Raw genomic sequence first — 18,597 nt, forward strand, 5'->3', positions numbered from 1 at the left:
CAAGCAATTTACTTGCCGCTTGTAGGAGAAATCATCCCAGCTGCCTTTTTTCGCGCTATTTCCATTGGTCCTAAAGCAAAGAACCTCATCCATATAGAAGTGAAAGTAATTTGGAAAAACATAATTATTATCCAAATTCCAATGATGGTAATAGAATTTACCTTTCCACCAAGCGACATTCCCCAACCATAAAAAATGATAGAACAAAGAATGTTTTGTAACACATAGCAACTAAGCGACATTTTCCCTGTTTGTCCAAGCCATCTCCATAACACCCATTTTTCTTGTTTCTCGACCAAATGAGCAAGCAAACCCATGTACCCAATCGATAATACAGGAGCAAAAACATACCGAACAATAATATCAAAATAACCACCAGGTACCAATAGAAGCATATTTAACGGTATTCCTACCAGCAAACCAAACTTCAACATTTTGCTGCGAATCTTTCTGCCCTTTTCATCTGAAGAAAAGGCTCCCTTTCTCATGAGAAGTACTCCAGTAAGAAATAAAAATATATTTGAACTAAATGCTAGAATCAGCTCAAACCGAAGTTCAACAAAATTATTCAATCGATAGAAAACTTGCTCTAGCCATGTTCCGTTTTGATAGAGGGATATCACTTCTGTTGCATCTCCACCAGTAATCTGAGCTCCACTGAATTGCAAATATAGAATTCCTAGATAGACCAAAACATGAATACTCCCAAAGCCAATCATCGCTCTTTTTATAGACTTCTCTCCTGCCTTGACGATAAAAGCCACAATAATTGCTGTCAAAGCATAACTCATCAAGATGTCATATTCCATAACCAGCATGAAATGTAAGAAACCTTCTACCATTAGGATAATGGAGATCCAAATATACATACCTGGCCATGGATTCCCTTTTCGTACAGATTGTTGATATTTGAGTTCAAGACCTACTCCAAACATGATAGCTAATAATCCAAGAAATTTACCATTTACTAAAAAAAGGACAATGGTAGAGATAAAAGTATCTAGCGATGACCACCAAACCTTATTTGGGTCTGTCAGCATAGCGTTTAAATCACCTAAATGGGCAAAAATCCAAATATTCGTTCCCAATGTACCCAAAATAGCAAAACCTCTTAAAATATCTAATATTTTAATTCTATTTTGTTTTTGTGTATTCATATATTCCACCCCTGTTTTATTTCGGCATGATCGTCCTATAAAAAATAATAGCACGATCGTGCGATAAAAACAAAGGTTTTTTCAAAATATACACAATACCCCAGAGAATAAATATTCTCTGGGGTAGGAAAGACACTTACTATATATTGTGCTTCAGGTACTGGTATTGCACGATAAGTAAATCTAACTCTCGACTAATGGGTAAAACGGTAGGATCCAACAATCTACTTGGTTCTCCCCTCACAGATTGATGTAACTTTTTGCGTACTCGCTCCAACTCTTTTTCTAAACGCTTCAGTGGACGTACATCTTCCATGGAAAGATCCCCCTGCCTTAGCATAGAATAAGGTAAATTGGTAGCTATACACTTCTTCTCTAAGCTTTGACCCATATATATCTTCTCTATACTTATACGCCAGTGTGACCAAATCCACCTGCTCCACGAACGGTACTGACCAATTCTTTTACTTGTTCCAAGTGAACCTTTGCTACTTCTTGAAAAACAAGTTGAGCAATCCGGTCTCCTCGATTTACTCGAAAAGGTTTGTCCCCGAAATTGACCATAATCACTTTTATTTCTCCACGATAATCTGCATCAATGGTTCCTGGAGAATTTAGCATGGAGATGCCATGTTTAAATGCTAGGCCACTTCTCGGACGAACTTGTGCTTCTAAATGTTCTGGCATCGCAATGCAAATCCCTGTAGGAACTAGCTTCCATTCTCCTGGCTGAAGTAAAAGTTCCTCCGTAACAGCAGCACATAAATCAAAACCACTAGCACCTGTAGACATTTTTTCTGGTAAGGATATATCTTCGTTTCCAGGTATACGACAAATTTGTACGGTAAGCATATCAGTAATACTCCTTTTATTACAAACTATATGGTGGGTAATTTTCCACTTGGTGAAATGAGGGCCAATGAATAGGAAGACTGGAAAATTCGCTTTGCCATTTTATTGACATCCTCCAATGTTACTTTTTCTACTTGGCCAATAATCTCATCGAGAGTTTGATGTTTTTTTAATAATAATTCATTTCGTCCCAAACGACTCATTCGATTATTGGTACTTTCTAATCCTAACATCATACTGCCTTTTAATTGTTCTTGTGCTTTTATCAATTCTTGCTCCAAAACACCGCAATCTGCCACTTGATTAATAACATCATAAATCACATTACATACTTCTTGTTCTTGACCATGCTTTGTACCTGCATAAATGGCAAACAATCCATTATATCGATGAGCAGAGTGATAGGAGTAAACAGAATACGCTAATCCTCTTTCTTCTCGGACTTCTTGAAACAAACGCGAACTCATATTGCCACCAAGAATATTATTTAATAGAATCAACGGATAGATCTGCTGATCTTTTAGAGACACTCCTTGATAGCCAATACAAAGGTGCGTTTGCTCTGTTGTTTTTTGTTTTGCTATTACCTGTGGTGTAAAGAGGGGAGTCGTATCGTCTAAAATATTTTCCTCACCTTGCTGATGAGAAAAATACTGCTCTACTTGCTGGACATAATCGTTGGGGAGATTTCCAGCAAGTGCTATCACCACATTATGTGGATTGTAGTAACTTTTTCGATAAGCGATAAGCTGATCTCTTGTAAAAGAAGAAACATTATCCATTGTTCCAATAACAGGATAGCCAAGAGGATGTTCAGAAAAAGATATTTCTGATAGCATATCATGAATCAAATCGTCTGGTGTATCTTCTACCATCGATATCTCTTCTAAGACTACCTTTTTTTCTTTTTCTATCTCTAATTCATCAAATGTAGAGTGAAAAAACATATCTGCTAAAAGGTCTAGGGACATAGAAAAATGTTGATCTAACACTTTTGCATAGTAGCACGTTACTTCTTTTGAAGTGAATGCATTGACTTGACCACCAAATTGATCAAATCCTTCTGCAATTTGTCTTGCTGTTCGTGTAGTTGTGCCTTTAAAAAGCATATGTTCCATAAAGTGAGATATCCCATTTACTTGTTTGGATTCTCCTTCAGAACCTGCACCTACCCAGATTCCTAATGCAATAGAACGCACATGAGGAATCTCCTCTGCTACAATGCGTATTCCATTTTTTAAAGTATGTATAAGAATTGAAAAAACCTCCTAGCTTGCACTACTTGATTCCAAATTCAAGAAGTATTTTCACTATATCAGATTAAAGATAAACGCTCAACGGGCGTTGATACGTTTGGAAGAAAGCACTTCCGAAACCGTTGTGAGGGCTAAATCTTTTTGCTTAATTTCCTGAATAATCCTTGGCAAAGCTTTTACGGTCCGATCAGTTGGATGCATCAAAATCAAGTTTCCAGGTTCGACTTTTGTCCTGATTTTCTGTACCATTGAATTAGAAGAAGTCGTTTTTCGCCAATCAATCGTATCCAATGTCCAAAGAACGGTTCCTAAATGAAAATCATATGCTACTTGGACTACTTTGTTATTGTAATCTCCAGCAGGCGGGGCAAACCAACTACTTGGATGATGAAATACTTGTTTGATTACTTCTTCTGTCCTTCCAATTTCTCTTTGCATTCTATCTGCGGGAACCTGACTCATCATTCTATGGGTATACCCATGATTCCCGATTTCATGCCCTGATTTTTCCAATGCTAAACCTTCTTTGCGATGGCTATTTAACCAAGTGCCATCTAAAAAAAAAGTAACTTTAATCTTCTCTTTTTGAAAAATTTCGAGCATTTCAGATAGATACTCTGTTCCCCATGCGACATTGACCATCAGAGCAACTGCTTTTTGCTGTTCATTGCCACGGTAGATCGGTCCGATTCCTAAATCCTTTAAATCTACGGCAGGCTTTACTATTCGATACACCCATTGGATCTCTTTCGAATGAGTTCGTTTTGTTTTTTCTAATGTTTTTTGTTTGTCTACTACTATTCCATCCATACCGGGAACTAACTTCCAGACACGATCATTTCGAGCATTAATAGGTGCAACTTCATGCTTGGGAGCTTCTCTATTGATCTTTGCCTGCAGCTCCAAATCATCTGTAACAAAAACTGGGATGACTGTTTGTTTCCGAAGGGAAGATACATACAAAGATATAGGAGACGAATAACAAATAAAAATACTAACCATAACTGCAAAAACACCTACAAAATAAACATTCTTTTTCAAAGCTTGTCATCTCCTTTCTTCTTTTATTTATGAGAGGAAAAAGGAAAAATGCTTTGATTGTCTCATTTTAACAATGCTATACTTACAAAGTAGTTGCTTTACTTTGAAAAATGGAGTTTCCATGTCCCAAAAATCCAATAAAGAAAAAATTTTGGATGTGCTTTTTCAATCCAACACTGGACTAACTTTGCAACAGATTGCTGATAGGACGGGACTCAATACAGAAAATATCAGAAAACAACTCCATCCATTTCGGAAATCTGGGACAGTAAAGACCGCTACTGTAGCTAAAGGGAGAAAAACCCACTTCTTCTATGTTGACCCTGAGGTCCGTAGAATTCAAGAGAAAATCAAGGAAGTCCTCGAACGATCTTCTGGACTCTCCATCCGAGAACTTAGTGCACGATTGGATATGGAACAAGAAGCTCTCAGCCTACATCTCAATAGATTGCAAAAAGATGGTCTAGTGGTGGAGTGCGAAAATGACCCAATCCTCTATGCCCTATCCTCTCAAGTAAAACAACCTTCCTCTCTACACCCCACACAAGTAAGGATTGTAAGCGAACTAGAAAAATCCTCTTGGCTATCTGTACGTGAACTCGAGGAAAACATTGGGGAGAGTAAGTTTGCCATTTATCATCATCTCGATCAATTGCAAAAGATGCAGGAAGTAGTAAGTACAGGATCAGGAAGTAAAAGTGACCCTCGACTCTACTCCTTGTCTTCCAAAGCAAATGATGAAATCCCTGCTTCACAAGTACAAAAAAAGATCCTAGATGTGCTAGAACGGACCTCCAATCTCACAATAGGGGTGCTTCAAGAGAAAATCGGGGTGGGTAGATACGCTATTGACAAGAATCTGCGTCCATTGGTGCAAGATGGGATAGTTGTATTTAGTGAGGAATCACTAGGCTACTGTCTAGCTTCAAAGGTAAAGAAGACCTTCCCGCTCAATCCTGCTCAAAAAAGGAGCTTGAAGACACACTTGGCACAAAACCCTGATCTGAGCCTCCAACAGCTCTCTAAGGTAACAGGGCTTTCTTACAACGCTATTCAACAGTTCCTGATTCTCTTGGAATTGTATAAGACATACAAAGCAGGACTCATGTGGGTTCGAGAAGATCAAATGAAACAATACAGCACTCAGTCGATGGTAGAATTGCACAGAACAGGACTAGTCAAAAGAGAAACCAGAAACCAATACATCTACTATGCACTCTCTCCATCTGGGTTGCACCAGCTATGAGTTGAGAGCAGCTCAATTTTTGCTATAACACCCTCCATCCCATAATCACATGAAAAGTGATAGAAATAGGATGGAGGGTGCTCCAAAATAAAAAGAGACAGATTTACCATTTTTGGCATATCTGACTCCTATCTTTACTTTGATGCTTCTTTTTTCCTCGCTTCTTCCTCTTTTAGCAACACTTTGCGTGAGAGGTTCACACGACCTTGATCATCTATTTCTGTCACTTTTACCATGATCTGATCTCCGATAGAGACAACATCTTGTACTTTAGCAACACGTTCTAATGCTAGTTGAGAAATATGTACCAAACCTTCTTTACCAGGGAAAAGTTCCACAAACGCACCAAACTTTTCTACGCGTTTTACATTACCTAGGTATGTTTGACCTACTTCTACTTCGCGTACAAGATCTTCAATGATCTTTCTTGCCTTTTCATTTTGCTCACTATCAGAAGAAGCGATATAGATACGACCATCTTGCTCGATATCGATCTTTACTCCGGTTTCTTCGATAATTTTGTTGATCACACGACCACTTGGACCGATTACATCGCGAATCTTATCTGGATGAATGCGCATCGTCAAGATTTTTGGTGCAAAGCTGGATAGCTCTTTACTTGGTTCTTTAATCGTAGCTTCCATATTGTCTAAAATTGTTAATCTTGCAGCACTTGCTTGTTGCAGAGCTTTTTCCAAGATAGGACGATCAATACCTGCTATCTTGATATCCATTTGAAGCGCAGTAACACCTTTTCTTGTTCCTGCAACTTTAAAATCCATATCGCCAAGATGATCTTCCATCCCTTGAATATCAGTTAAGATACTAACCAAATCGCCTTCTTTTACTAATCCCATGGCTATTCCCGCAACAGGGGACTTAATTGGTACACCTGCATGCATCAAAGCCAATGTAGAAGCACAAATACTTGCCTGAGAGGAAGAACCATTGGATTCTAATACTTCGGAAACCAATCGGATCGTATATGGAAATTCATCTTCACTAGGAATCACTTGCTCTAAAGCCCGTTCTCCAAGAGCACCATGGCCTATTTCTCTTCGACCAGGGGAACGCATAGGTCTTGCTTCTCCAACACTAAATGGCGGAAAATTGTAATGATGCATAAAACGCTTGGATTCTTCTAAATCCAAACCATCTAGTATTTGTACATCTCCAAGTGCACCCAATGTACAAATACTCAATACCTGTGTTTGTCCACGACGGAATAAACCAGAACCATGTGTACGTGGTAAAAGATTAATCTCGCTTGAAAGCGGCCGAATTTCTTCCGTTGTACGACCGTCTGGTCTTTTTCCTTCTTCTAAAATCAGCCGTCGTACTTCTTCTTTGACAATCATATCCAGTGTTTTATAGAAATCTTTCTCTAGTAAAGTAAACTCTTCTTCAGGCAACTGTTCCTGCAATGTTTCGATAGTAGTTTTTTTCACTTCATCGATTGCTTCTTGTCTTGCTAGTTTCTCTGTCACTTGAATCGCCGCAATTAATTCTTTTGTGGCTAAATCACGCACACGATTCTCTGCATCCTCATTAATGGAAGCAAGAACAGGAACCATTTTTTCTTTTCCACACTTTGAAACAATCTCTTCTTGAACTTGAACCATTTTTTTGATTTCATCATGTCCAAGTAATATTGCTTCTAACATAATAGCTTCAGGTATTTCTTTCGATCCTGCTTCTACCATATTAATGCCGTCTTTTGTTCCAGCAACTACCAAATGCAGATCAGACTGTTCCATTTGTGCAACAGTAGGATTAATAATTAATTTACCATCTACTCGTCCGACAATTACACCTGCGATAGGACCCGCGAATGGTATAGAAGAGATAGAAAGGGCAAGAGATGCTCCTATCATAGCAGCAACTTCTGTAGAACAGTCTTGGTCAACAGACATCACTGTTGTAACAACTTGAACCTCATGTCGAAAACCTTCAGGAAACAAAGGACGAATAGGACGGTCAATTAACCGACTTGCTAAAATCGCTTTTTCACTTGGACGTCCTTCTCTTTTAATAAAACCACCAGGTATCTTTCCGACAGCATACAGTCTTTCTTCATAATTCACAGTCAGTGGGAAAAAATCCAGCTCTTTGGGTTCTTTCGAAGTGACAACTGTAGCAAGTACAGCAGAATCTCCGTATCTTACCATGACTGATGCATTTGCTAAAGCAGCATACTTCCCAATTTCAAATGAGAGTTTTCGCCCACCAAGTTCCGTTTCAAACAGTTGAGACTCCACTTTATTGCCTCCTTACAAGACGTATAACATTTTTCTATTCTTGTTTTTTATTAGTATTTCCTGCTTATCCGATTTTCAAAAGGTACAAAAAAACGGGGTGTAATACCCCGCAGTTTTCCTATCTACGTAATCCAAGTTTTTGAATTAACTCGCGATAACGTGCAACATCCTTATCTTTTAAATAAGTAAGCAAGTTACGACGTTGACCGACCATCTTAAGCAAACCACGACGTGAATGGTGATCTTTTTTATGATCGCGCAAGTGTGAGTTCAACTCATTAATGCGATGAGTTAAAATTGCTACTTGAACTTCAGGAGATCCCGTATCACTCTCATGGGTTTTATACTCATTAATAATCTCACGTTTTTTCTCAAGAGAAATTGTCATCTTTCTTTCACCTCCACTAATTTCAGTCAACCCCAATAACCCAGTGCACCGTTGAGGCAAACGGAAAACCGAGTCATGGTTCCTAAGCCATTATAGCGTAAAGGAAGTTCCTTGTAAATGTTTGCTGATAAGAATCAGACAAAGCTATTTTGTCTTTCATCGAAAAACAACGACTTGTCCTTTATCCATTGAATAGCCTGATCACGATCTAATTTGATCTGGGCTACCAATGCTTCCACAGATGTAAATTTTACTTCTCTTCGCAAATAATACAAAAGCTCTAGTTTTAATGTTTCTCCATATAAATCCAGATGAGAAGGTTGATGAAGAAGATGAACCTCTAATTTGGTCTTCGCCGCTGATTCATCAAAAGTAGGTCTAACTCCTACATTCATCACACCATAAGCTGTTGTATTTTTGTTTACAACACGCACAACATAAACTCCGTGAGCAGGAAGATAATAAGGTTGCTCGGGTTCTACATTAGCTGTAGGAAAACCGATTTGACGACCACGTTTATCTCCATGTACCACTTTTCCTTGGATTCGGTAAGGTCTGCCCAACAATTCAGTAGTTAATTGAATATCACCTGAAGTAAGGGATTGACGTATTCTCGTGCTACTGACTGCTTGGTCTCTTATGATAACAGGATCTACAATTTTCACATCAAAAGACCCTTTTCCTAAATGAGCCAAATCCGTAGCTTTTCCCAACCCTTTGTGCCCAAAAGTGAAATTAAAACCAGTCGTTACAGCAGATACTTGTAGTGGTACTAATACATTTGTAATAAAACTTTCCTTTTCCAAATTTGCAAAAGTCGGATTAAAGGTAACAACATATACTCGTTCGATTCCGAGTGCTTCTAATTGAGATAACTTCTCTTTTAGTGGTGTTAAGTATCCGTCAAAGGTGGTTTTGCCCAGCACTTCTCTTGGATGTGGAGAAAATGTCATAACTGCTGGAACAATATCTAATTTGTTTGCTTTTTCTATGGCTTGATCGATCACTGCTTGGTGTCCAAGGTGTAATCCATCAAAAAAACCTATAGCTAAACTAGTTGGTTTAACAAGGAGATTGTCCATGTTAAATGGATAAGTAATTTCTATGGTTTTCATTATTCATGCACATCCCGAAATACTTTTACTGGTCTTAATTCTTGATGATGAATCTCGTAAATAGCACAAAACCTACCCGCATCGTCATAGAGACGAACCAAAGATGAAGCAGGTATTTCATTCGTTGGTTCCCATTCAAATACAATCCCATCTAACACACGCTTGCCGTCTTCCTGATCTACCACAAGGGCTGGAAGATGACATAATGCTTCATCCATTGCAACCATTGATTCAGCAAATGTACCTTTTTCTTTGGATTCTTCTAACTCCTCAAATGTATAGCAATCTACACTTTGAAATGGACCACTTTGTACTCTAGTTAACTTACTCATATGAGCAGGATACCCCATATATTTACCAATATCTACACATAAAGTACGAATATAAGTACCTTTTGAACATGTGACATCAAAAGAAAATATATTTTGATGTTCTGTCTGTTCCATAAACAAATGATAGATAAAAACTTGTCTTGCTGGTCGATCTACTACACGGCCTTTTCGAGCCAAATCATACAAACGCTCACCTTTTATTTTCACAGCAGAATACATAGGCGGAACTTGTTCTATCCTGCCTTGAAACTGTTTCATTACTTCTTTCAACGGAAACGAAGTAGATTGAACTTCGGCCTGATCGATGATGTTTCCTGTATGATCTTCTGTATCCGTAGCGGTACCAAGTGTCATTGTTCCTTGATATCGTTTGGGTAGATCTTGGATGTATTCCACTACTCTTGTGGCTTGTCCTAAGCAGATAGGCAACACGCCTTCCACCTCAGGATCGAGTGTTCCTGTATGACCTACCCGCTTTTGACCAGCTAATCTCCTTATTCGACTCACAACATCGTGAGATGTAAGCCCTTTGGGTTTCCACACAGGTATAATACCATGTAATGTCATTCTTTCACGCCCTTAAAAGCTTCCTTCACTTTCTCTAATACTGCACCTATCACTTCATCCATTTGTCCATTTATTGTACATCCAGCTGCTCTCGCATGCCCACCCCCACCCATTTCAAGGGCAACAGCAGCTACATCAATAATTTGGCGTGAACGCATACTCACCTTAATATGATTTTCATCACTCGGGCGGAATAAAATGCCAACATCAACACCTTCAATATTACGGGCAAAATTAACCAATCCATCGTTATCTTCTTCTTCAGAAACGAGGTAAGCTACTTTTCCGTTTAACGTAATTTGCATCGTCGCTAAAGAAGTTTTCAACTGTTCCAGATAACGTACACTGATTGTTTCCAACAAACGATCAGCTAATTGATACGATTCCGCCCCCTGTTCCAACAGATTTGCTGCAATACGCATAACATTGGACGAAGTATTGGAATAACGAAATCCACCCGTATCTGTTAACAATCCTGCATATAAGACAGTAGCGAGACTTCTAGATATCGGAATATCTAGGTAGACTGCCCAATCATAAAGCATTTCTGCTGTTGCAGCAGCATCCGCTTTGACGATATTTATTTTACCAAATTCATCATTGGTTCCATGGTGATCAATATTTATGATTACAGAGTGATCGGCAAAAAGCTGCTGACAATTCCCTATTCGGGAAATATCAGCAGCATCCACTGCAATAATAACAGAAAAACGATCCTTCACTTGAGACGGCAATAGAATATTTTCTGCTCCTGGTAAAAAAGACAGTTTTTCTGGAACAGGTGATTCATTTACAAGCGTCACTGGAATACCTAGCGATTGAACCATACTACCAACAGCCAATGTTGAACCAATCGCATCTCCATCTGGATTCACATGTGATACAACTAGGATTTGACTAGCATTTTTAAGTGTTTGAGTAGCACTTGTCCAATCTAGCATATTGCATCTCCTAATCTTCGTCTCTTACATCATGTAGCAAACGTGTTATTTGATCACTATGGTCGAGTGAATGGTCTACGGAAAAATGGATATCAGGTACATGTCGTAATTGAATACGACGACCAACCTCAGAGCGAATAAAACCTTTGGCTTTTTCTAGAGCACCAATAGACTCATCTTTCTCAGATTGACTACCTAAGATACTCACATAAACTTTAGCTTGCTGTAGATCACCACTCATTTCTACTGCTGTTATAGTAACAAAACCGATACGAGGATCTTTTATTTCTTGTTGAATAATTTGGCTAAGCTCTTTTTTGATCTGTTCGCCAACGCGGCTCACACGGATGCGTGCCAAGGGCGACACCTCCTACACAAAAGTGATGTCAATATGAAAGATCATCATTTCATCTGTCGCTTCTAAGAGTTTTACAGCTCGCTGAAGCTCTTTTTCTACCACATGCTTAGCTGTTGCTACCCCAACAATGGCAAGCTCAAACACTTGGCGATCATCTTGTCTTCCAACTTCTGAAACGGAGAGATTCCATTTGTTCTTGATTCGAGTCAGAACGGACTGAATTACTCTTCTTTTGTCTTTGAGTGAAAGGGATGTGGGAATTTGCCCTTCACACGTTAGTAATCCAATAAACAATTACGTACGTGCCACCTCTTCAATGACATAAACCTCGATCAAGTCTCCTTCTTTCATATCATTATAACCTTCTAATGTAATTCCACATTCATAACCTTGAGCGACTTCTTTTGCATCATCTTTAAAGCGTTTTAAGGTATCCAAACTACCTTCATGAACAACAATTCCGTCACGGATCAGTCTTGCTTTTCCATCACGTACTACTTTGCCATCGATAACATAGCATCCTGCAATGGTTCCAACACGTGACACTTTAAAGATCTGTCTAACTTCAGCAGTACCTACTACTTTTTCTTCATACTCAGGATCAAGTAATCCCGTCATTGCTGCTTCGATCTCTTCTATTGCTTTGTAAATAACTCGATGCAATCGAATTTCTACATTTTCTTGCTCCGCTGTTGCACGTGCATTTGGCTCAGGACGTACATTAAAGCCAATGATGATCGCATTGGAAGCAGAAGCGAGGATCACATCAGATTCCGTAATTGCTCCAACTGCGGTGTGGATGATTTTTACACGAGCACCTTCGATATCAATCTTTTCTAAGGACCCTTTCATCGCTTCCGCTGAACCATGTACGTCTGCTTTAATAATAACATTTAATTCCTTCACTTCACCCTCTTGAATTTGTTTAAATAAATCGTCAAGGGTTACACGTGTACGAGCTCCGCGTTCTTCTTCTTTTTGTTTTTGATTACGCTTATCTGCGATAGCACGAGCTTTTTTCTCGTCATCAAATACCATAACTGGATCTCCAGCACTTGGAACATCAGGAAGACCTAAAATTTCAACTGGTGTAGATGGTGGTGCTACTTTAACTCGTCGTCCATGATCATTGATCATCGCACGGATTTTACCAAAGTAGTTACCAGCTACGATACCGTCTCCTACCTTTAGTGTACCATTTTGAATGAGTACTGTGGCAACTGCACCTCGTCCTTTATCCAATTCTGACTCAATGACAACTCCACGAGCCCGTTTATCGGGATTCGCCTTAAGTTCTTGCACCTCAGATACTAATAGTATCATCTCCAGAAGATCTTCCATACCTTCTCCGTTGATGGCAGAGACTGGAACAAAAATCGTGTCACCGCCCCAATCTTCTGATACCAAACCATATTCTGTTAGTTGCTGCTTAATACGATCTGGATTTGCATCTAATTTATCCATTTTGTTCACTGCTACAATAATCGGCACATTTGCAGCTTTTGCATGGTTAATCGCCTCGATCGTTTGTGGCATTACACCATCATCAGCAGCAACAACAAGGATCGTTATATCTGTTACCTCTGCACCGCGTGCACGCATAGTAGTAAACGCTGCGTGTCCAGGAGTATCAAGGAAAGTGATTTTCTTCCCATTAATTTCTACTTGATAGGCACCAATATGCTGGGTTATTCCTCCAGCTTCTCCTGAAGTTACATTGGTACTACGAATTTTATCCAGCAACGTTGTTTTACCATGGTCAACGTGACCCATGATGGTTACAACTGGTGGACGCTCTAGTAAGCTTTCTTCTGAATCCACTTCTTCGATCTCTTCAATATTGGACTCATCAAATTCTTCTTTGTATTGAACCTGTACCCCAAATTCTTCTGCTACTAATGCCATTGTATCAACATCAATCTCTTGGTTAATCGTAGCCATAATACCAATAGGAATTAATTTACGAATAACTTCTGAAGCTTCTTTTCTCAATAACTTTGCAAACTCACCTACTGACAATGGCCCAGATACAGTGATTTCTTTTGGAAGTACTGGCGCTTGCTTCTCCCTATTTTGGGATGATCGCCTATCATTTCTTCTCCGATTTCCTCTACCTTTTGGGCCTCTTCCCTTCGAAAAATTACTGGTATTTCGTGTCTGCTTATTTTTCTTAATAGGTTCTTGATTGGCCCGAGAAGAAGGTTGGCCTTTTTCTTGAATTTCTTCTGTCGAATTATTGTTTGTTTGTTCCATAGACTTCGCCGCCCCATGTTGTACAGTTTGTTTCTGGCTTTTCGGTTTCTCCTGTTTTGCAGATGTAGAACCCTGCTTGAATTTATTCACAAACTCTTCCACTTTTTTCGTTGCAGTTTCGTCCATGACACTCATGTGATTATTAACAGGAATGCCTACTTTTTCAAGAATATTAATAACTTCTTTACTACTCATATCTTTCTCTTTGGCATACTCGTATACACGGATTTTCGTCATCCGTTCACCCCCATTAGTTACGTAACGAGCCCCCTTAGCATCTGACAGAACCCTAAATCTGTTACTGCCATAACGACTCGTTCGCCTTTTCCTAATGCAGTCCCAAGGTCATATCGGGTACCTACTTGTAGCAACGGAACTTGATAAGAATTACACTTATCTGTGAATTTTTTTGTTGTATTTTTTCCTGCATCTGTTGCCAAAATAACCAATTTTGCTTGACCATTGCGTACCGCTTGAAGAACAAGCTCTTCTCCCGATGTTAATTTACGTGCTCTTTGTGCTAAACCTAACACCTGAAAGAAATTATTCTTCATGTGAAACTCCCTCTGCATACTCCCTAAGCTGATCATACAAAGTAGAATCTATCTTCGTTTGAAAAATTCGTTCAAGTGACTTTTTCTTTTGAGCAAGATCGATATATTCAACCTTGGCACAAAGGTAGGCTCCTCGTCCCGATTTTTTACCAGTTGGGTCTATCAACACTTCATTATCTGGTGTTCTCACAATACGAATTAGGCTCTTTTTAGAAAACATTTCTTGTGAAACAATGCATTTGCGCATTGGAATCTTTTTTTTCTTCACTCGTTCTCATCCTCTGAAATAGCAGACGATAGTTCTACTCCTGCTTCAGACTCACTCTTGATGTCAATTTTCCAATTTGTCAGTTTAGCTGCTAACCGGGCATTTTGCCCTTCCTTACCAATGGCTAGAGATAACTGATGATCAGGAACCATAACACGAGCCATTTTTTCTTCTTCGAATATATCAACCGAAGTAACTTTAGATGGGCTCAAACTAGCAGCAATCCATTCTGTTAAATCATCGGAAAATCGAATAATGTCAATCTTTTCACCCCGAAGTTCATTCACTATCGTTTGTACTCGAACTCCTTTGTGACCTACGCAAGCACCTACAGCATCTACATTGGGATCACGTGAAGTAACAGCTACTTTGGAACGCTGCCCCGCTTCACGGGCAATTGATTTTATTTCGATTACACCATCAAATATTTCAGGCACTTCTAATTCAAACAAACGCTTTAATAAACCTGGATGTGTACGAGATACAAAGATTTGAGGTCCTTTTGTAGATTTCTCCACTTTGGTGATAAAGGTTTTAACCCGATCTCCATGTTTAAAACGCTCTCCTGGCATCGTTTCAGAATGTGGGAGCAATGCTTCTACTCTCCCAAGATCAATAAAATAGTTACGATTATCTGAACGTTGCACAATTCCTGTTACAATATCTTCTTCACGATCGATAAAATTAGAATAGATGATATTTCTTTCTGCTTCACGAATTCGTTGTGTAACCACTTGTTTCGCAGTTTGTGCTGCAATACGACCGAAGTCGGCAGGAGTTACTTCGATTTCCACAACATCATCCAACGTATAATTCGGGTTGATTTCTTTTGCGGCCTCTAAAGATATTTCCAACCGAGGATCAAGGGCCTCTTCCACAACTGATTTACGTGCAAAAACACGGACTCTACCCGATTCTCTGTTAATATCTACCCTAACGTTTTGTGCAGAATGAAAATTTCGTTTGTACCCAGAAATTAATGCTGCTTCAATTGCATCGATCAAAATATCTTTGCTGATACCTTTTTCTTTCTCTAATTGACCGAGCGCTTCGATGAACTCCGCATTCACCGGCCTAATCCTCCCTTCATTATGAAAAAACCACGCTTAACCTAGCATTTGCTATTTTGTTTCGGGGAATAGACTGTGATTTTACAACAATCAAGTCTGGTGTAACCTCTTCTAATATCCCTTCAAACGAGCGCTGGCCATCAATAGGTTCATATGTACTTACGTGGACGGTTTTTCCAATTGCTTTTTGATAATCTGATTCTTTTTTTAATGGCCTTTCTGCACCTGGTGAAGATACCTCTAAGTAGTAGTTCCCAGGTATTGGATCATTCTGATCTAATGCAATACTTAGTTGTTCACTAGCTTTCGCACAATCATCCAAATCGACTGGTTTTTCTATCCCATCGATAAATACCCGTAAAAACCAATTTGGTCCTTCTTTTTTATATTCCACATCAACCAATTCTAGATCCAACTCTTGGAGAAGTGGAACGGCAATCTTTTCTACTTGATCTACCACTTGTCGACTCAAGAATACTACCTCCATAAGTAGCTTTTAAAATGCAAAGAGTGGGTGTTTACCCACTCTTTCACAGGAGCCTATCTAATAATCACCCATTCCTTAGAAAAGCACTTCACCTGAAGTGTTTCTAAAGGTGAAGAATTCACATCTGCAAAAACAAATGTAGTAACTGTGTGTAGTATTGCCAAAAAGATTATAACACAATCGTTTCTTCTGAGGCAAATGTATCCTATTTTCTGTGGCACAAAAAGAGAGGTGGATTTCTCCTACCTCTTGGTTGATAAAAAAGGAAAGAACTATGTTGTTTTTACTAAAACGGATTGAATAATGTACCTTTGTGGAGCTGGACCTATCCAGTTAAAGGGATAGCAAGTAGTAAGGGTTAGAATTTGTTTCCCTTTATGAGAAACAATAACGGTTCGGTCGTCTTCTGTTGTTATCCACATTTTTACGATTTTATAAGTAAATATCCCTGCGCTGGTCTTGGTAACCAATTGGTCACCAACTTTCAGTTTTCCCACATTACGAAATACCGTATCTCTATGCCCGCTTAATACCGAGTTATCCTTTTCACCTGGAAGTACACTTTGCGCAAAGTGACCTACACCTTTTTCCAATTCATCTGGGTCTGTTCCCTCAATAATAGGTAAAATAGCACTTAATTTAGGAATAATTAGATCCCCAACTTTATCGCCAGATTTAGGTCTTGTCGGATATAAAATTTTTTTATCCACACTAGATTGATTTTTTGCTTCAGCCATTACTTCATTTATATCCGATTTTTTAACCGAACCACCTATAAATAATTGAGGAACATAAGTGAACAAGGTATATCCCATCATACACACTCCTACTACAATAAGTAAGAGTGATGTTTTTCTCATTCTCTATTTCTTCACTTTTCTACGAATAAGTAATCCAAGAGATGCAAGGCCTGCACCAATTAAACCAGCAAATGGTAAAGGAGTAGCTGTTTTTGGAAGTTTTCCACCATTAACAGTTGTAGGTTCCTCAGTTGTCGTAGTAGTAACAGTTTCTTTCACTGGCGTATTATTTTGAGCAACGATTACTGGAGATCCACCATTGGTGTTAGGTACGGTAACTACCCCACCGTTGTCCTCAGAACCATCTACCCCGCCATTATTGGAAGATCCACCATTGTTGGTGTTTCCACCGTTGTTGGTGTTTCCACCGTTGTCAGTGTTTCCACCGTTGTCAGTGTTTCCACCATCATCGGAGCTTCCACCATCATCGGAGCTTCCACCGTCATCGGAGCTTCCACCGTCATCGGAGCTCCCACCATCATCGGTGCTTCCACCATCATCGGTGCTTCCACCGTCATCGGTGCTTCCACCATCATCGGTGCTTCCACCGTCATCGGTGCTTCCACCGTCATCGGTGCTTCCACCGTCATCGGTGCTCCCACCGTCATCGGTGCTTCCACCGTCATCGGTGCTCCCACCGTCATCGGTGCTTCCACCGTCATCAGAGCTTCCACCGTCATCAGAGCTTCCACCGTCATCAGAGCTTCCACCGTCATCAGAGCTTCCACCGTCATCGGTGCTTCCGCCGTCATCGGAGCTTCCACCGTCATCGGTGCTTCCACCGTTTGTCTCACCACAGTTAACGCCTTCACAAGGAGGCTTATCTGTAGGAGGTTTTGGAACTTCTACTTTTATTTTTGCATCTAGATCCACTAAATTTTTATTTGCTGCTAATGCCGCTGGGCTTAGAGCAAAAACAGACAAACCTAAAACAAAACATCCTGTTACTACTTTTCTCTTCAAAAATATCAACCTTTCCTGTGCTCTATTCCCTTTTCCAACCATAATTGTATGAAATAATTCTCTTTATCTGTCTATTTTCATCTTAGTTGTCAGTGAAATAAGTGTCAATCAAATTATCAATGTTTAATAAATTTGTTATAAGTTATAACTTTTTCAGATAGAAGGTAGATATTCTCTCTTCTAAATCTTAGATCTTTTTATAACAATTAACTGAAATTGTCACAAATCATCTGCAATTATACAAAAGAGTACCAAAAAAAACTTATTTCCAGAAAGCTTTAAAAAATTACTTCTTATAAAAAAGATATGCGATGTTCTTCCTTCTTTAACTAAGATAAACTACCAGTGAAAGAAGATTATAAAAGATGAAAACCAACTTTTATTTAGAAATAATCAATCCACATTGGATCAGCACGGAGAACTTATACTGAAAAAGAAGCAATACCATCATAACGAACAATGGAGTACAAGAACAATGGGGGATTAGTGAATCTGCCTTAGCACTCCTTCATACTTCCCATCATGATTATATATTTGATCCAATGAATAAAGATGGCTTGATTCTATATGGATGTGATTCCATTTTGATGATGTCATGTCCTATTTCGATTCATTGAAATATAGAGCATACAACCAAGTATGTATTACTCCCTCGATTTGCAAAAGTAACTACTACAGATCCTAAAAAAGG

20 protein-coding genes are annotated in these 18,597 nt (G+C 39.1%); 1 reads left to right on the forward strand and 19 read right to left on the reverse strand.

Features of this window, described 5'->3' with window-relative positions:
* Positions 1-8 precede the first annotated feature (8 nt).
* The 5 genes from A3GQ_RS0105195 to A3GQ_RS23480 form a co-directional block, all read right to left on the reverse strand.
* Entirely contained in the window at positions 9-1,157 is a 1,149-nt protein-coding gene (locus tag A3GQ_RS0105195; RefSeq protein WP_028776149.1) for a DUF418 domain-containing protein, read from the reverse strand.
* Between the two features lie 139 nt (positions 1,158-1,296).
* The gene (locus A3GQ_RS26115) at positions 1,297-1,473 is read right to left on the reverse strand and encodes an aspartyl-phosphate phosphatase Spo0E family protein (protein WP_169818247.1); all 177 of its coding nucleotides are present in this window, start codon (positions 1,471-1,473) and stop codon (positions 1,297-1,299) included.
* 92 nt (positions 1,474-1,565) lie between these two features.
* Positions 1,566-2,009 carry a dUTP diphosphatase gene (gene dut / locus A3GQ_RS0105205; RefSeq protein WP_028776150.1) on the reverse strand — a complete coding sequence of 148 codons (444 nt, stop codon included), beginning with the start codon at positions 2,007-2,009 and terminating at the stop codon, positions 1,566-1,568.
* Between the two features lie 26 nt (positions 2,010-2,035).
* A complete protein-coding gene (locus tag A3GQ_RS0105210; RefSeq protein WP_028776151.1) occupies positions 2,036-3,265 on the reverse strand; it encodes a M16 family metallopeptidase in 1,230 nt (409 codons plus the stop codon).
* Between the two features lie 78 nt (positions 3,266-3,343).
* Positions 3,344-4,306 (reverse strand): polysaccharide deacetylase family protein, encoded by a 963-nt coding sequence (locus tag A3GQ_RS23480; RefSeq protein WP_037464004.1) that lies wholly within the window; start codon positions 4,304-4,306, stop codon positions 3,344-3,346.
* A 121-nt stretch (positions 4,307-4,427) separates the two neighbouring features.
* On the opposite strand from A3GQ_RS23480, the gene A3GQ_RS0105220 reads away from it, so the two are divergent.
* Complete coding sequence (locus tag A3GQ_RS0105220; RefSeq protein ID WP_028776152.1) at positions 4,428-5,552, forward strand: winged helix-turn-helix transcriptional regulator; 1,125 nt, start codon at positions 4,428-4,430, stop codon at positions 5,550-5,552.
* Positions 5,553-5,686: 134 nt separating this feature from the next.
* On the opposite strand, the gene pnp is transcribed toward A3GQ_RS0105220, so the two are convergent.
* The 14 genes from pnp to A3GQ_RS27980 all read right to left on the reverse strand — a co-directional run bounded on the left by pnp (position 5,687) and on the right by A3GQ_RS27980 (position 17,906).
* On the reverse strand, positions 5,687-7,810 hold the full coding sequence (pnp, locus tag A3GQ_RS0105225) for a polyribonucleotide nucleotidyltransferase (protein WP_028776153.1): 2,124 nt from the start codon (positions 7,808-7,810) through the stop codon (positions 5,687-5,689).
* Positions 7,811-7,928: 118 nt separating this feature from the next.
* Positions 7,929-8,198, reverse strand: coding sequence for a 30S ribosomal protein S15 (gene rpsO / locus A3GQ_RS0105230; RefSeq protein WP_028776154.1), 270 nt, complete (start codon positions 8,196-8,198; stop codon positions 7,929-7,931).
* Between the two features lie 134 nt (positions 8,199-8,332).
* Positions 8,333-9,313, reverse strand: coding sequence for a bifunctional riboflavin kinase/FAD synthetase (locus A3GQ_RS0105235; protein WP_028776155.1), 981 nt, complete (start codon positions 9,311-9,313; stop codon positions 8,333-8,335).
* Positions 9,313-10,212 carry a tRNA pseudouridine(55) synthase TruB gene (gene truB / locus A3GQ_RS0105240; protein ID WP_028776156.1) on the reverse strand — a complete coding sequence of 300 codons (900 nt, stop codon included), beginning with the start codon at positions 10,210-10,212 and terminating at the stop codon, positions 9,313-9,315. Before truB ends, A3GQ_RS0105235 begins: the two co-directional genes overlap by 1 nt.
* Positions 10,209-11,153: a DHH family phosphoesterase gene (locus tag A3GQ_RS0105245; RefSeq protein WP_028776157.1), complete on the reverse strand. Its 945-nt coding sequence runs from the start codon at positions 11,151-11,153 to the stop codon at positions 10,209-10,211. Before A3GQ_RS0105245 ends, truB begins: the two co-directional genes overlap by 4 nt.
* A gap of 10 nt (positions 11,154-11,163) precedes the next feature.
* Positions 11,164-11,511, reverse strand: coding sequence for a 30S ribosome-binding factor RbfA (rbfA, locus tag A3GQ_RS0105250; protein WP_028776158.1), 348 nt, complete (start codon positions 11,509-11,511; stop codon positions 11,164-11,166).
* A 12-nt stretch (positions 11,512-11,523) separates the two neighbouring features.
* Positions 11,524-11,805 carry a DUF503 domain-containing protein gene (locus tag A3GQ_RS0105255; protein WP_028776159.1) on the reverse strand — a complete coding sequence of 94 codons (282 nt, stop codon included), beginning with the start codon at positions 11,803-11,805 and terminating at the stop codon, positions 11,524-11,526.
* A complete protein-coding gene (gene infB, locus A3GQ_RS0105260) occupies positions 11,806-14,001 on the reverse strand; it encodes a translation initiation factor IF-2 (RefSeq protein ID WP_028776160.1) in 2,196 nt (731 codons plus the stop codon).
* A gap of 17 nt (positions 14,002-14,018) precedes the next feature.
* Positions 14,019-14,318, reverse strand: coding sequence for a YlxQ family RNA-binding protein (locus tag A3GQ_RS0105265; RefSeq protein ID WP_028776161.1), 300 nt, complete (start codon positions 14,316-14,318; stop codon positions 14,019-14,021).
* Positions 14,308-14,586, reverse strand: coding sequence for an RNase P modulator RnpM (gene rnpM, locus A3GQ_RS0105270; RefSeq protein WP_028776162.1), 279 nt, complete (start codon positions 14,584-14,586; stop codon positions 14,308-14,310). The genes A3GQ_RS0105265 and rnpM overlap by 11 nt, the downstream gene beginning before the upstream one ends.
* Positions 14,583-15,656 carry a transcription termination factor NusA gene (nusA, locus tag A3GQ_RS0105275; protein ID WP_028776163.1) on the reverse strand — a complete coding sequence of 358 codons (1,074 nt, stop codon included), beginning with the start codon at positions 15,654-15,656 and terminating at the stop codon, positions 14,583-14,585. Before nusA ends, rnpM begins: the two co-directional genes overlap by 4 nt.
* Positions 15,657-15,675: 19 nt before the next feature.
* Positions 15,676-16,128 (reverse strand): ribosome maturation factor RimP, encoded by a 453-nt coding sequence (rimP, locus tag A3GQ_RS0105280; protein ID WP_028776164.1) that lies wholly within the window; start codon positions 16,126-16,128, stop codon positions 15,676-15,678.
* A 287-nt stretch (positions 16,129-16,415) separates the two neighbouring features.
* Positions 16,416-17,003 (reverse strand): class D sortase, encoded by a 588-nt coding sequence (locus A3GQ_RS23485; protein WP_083964109.1) that lies wholly within the window; start codon positions 17,001-17,003, stop codon positions 16,416-16,418.
* A 3-nt stretch (positions 17,004-17,006) separates the two neighbouring features.
* Positions 17,007-17,906: a hypothetical protein gene (locus A3GQ_RS27980; protein ID WP_245596739.1), complete on the reverse strand. Its 900-nt coding sequence runs from the start codon at positions 17,904-17,906 to the stop codon at positions 17,007-17,009.
* Between the last annotated feature and the right edge of the window lie 691 nt (positions 17,907-18,597).

It is taken from the genome of Shimazuella kribbensis DSM 45090 (assembly GCF_000428065.1).
GTDB lineage: Bacteria > Bacillota > Bacilli > Thermoactinomycetales > Thermoactinomycetaceae > Shimazuella > Shimazuella kribbensis.

Coding starts and splice junctions, on each gene's coding strand:
- A3GQ_RS0105195 (WP_028776149.1), bottom strand. CDS start 1,157: ATGAATACACAAAAACAAAATAGAATTAAAATATTAGATATTTTAAGA.
- A3GQ_RS26115 (WP_169818247.1), bottom strand. CDS start 1,473: ATGGAAGATGTACGTCCACTGAAGCGTTTAGAAAAAGAGTTGGAGCGA.
- dut (WP_028776150.1), bottom strand. CDS start 2,009: ATGCTTACCGTACAAATTTGTCGTATACCTGGAAACGAAGATATATCC.
- A3GQ_RS0105220 (WP_028776152.1), top strand. CDS start 4,428: ATGTCCCAAAAATCCAATAAAGAAAAAATTTTGGATGTGCTTTTTCAA.
- rpsO (WP_028776154.1), bottom strand. CDS start 8,198: ATGACAATTTCTCTTGAGAAAAAACGTGAGATTATTAATGAGTATAAA.
- A3GQ_RS0105235 (WP_028776155.1), bottom strand. CDS start 9,313: ATGAAAACCATAGAAATTACTTATCCATTTAACATGGACAATCTCCTT.
- truB (WP_028776156.1), bottom strand. CDS start 10,212: ATGACATTACATGGTATTATACCTGTGTGGAAACCCAAAGGGCTTACA.
- A3GQ_RS0105245 (WP_028776157.1), bottom strand. CDS start 11,153: ATGCTAGATTGGACAAGTGCTACTCAAACACTTAAAAATGCTAGTCAA.
- infB (WP_028776160.1), bottom strand. CDS start 14,001: ATGACGAAAATCCGTGTATACGAGTATGCCAAAGAGAAAGATATGAGT.
- A3GQ_RS0105265 (WP_028776161.1), bottom strand. CDS start 14,318: ATGAAGAATAATTTCTTTCAGGTGTTAGGTTTAGCACAAAGAGCACGT.
- A3GQ_RS23485 (WP_083964109.1), bottom strand. CDS start 17,003: ATGAGAAAAACATCACTCTTACTTATTGTAGTAGGAGTGTGTATGATG.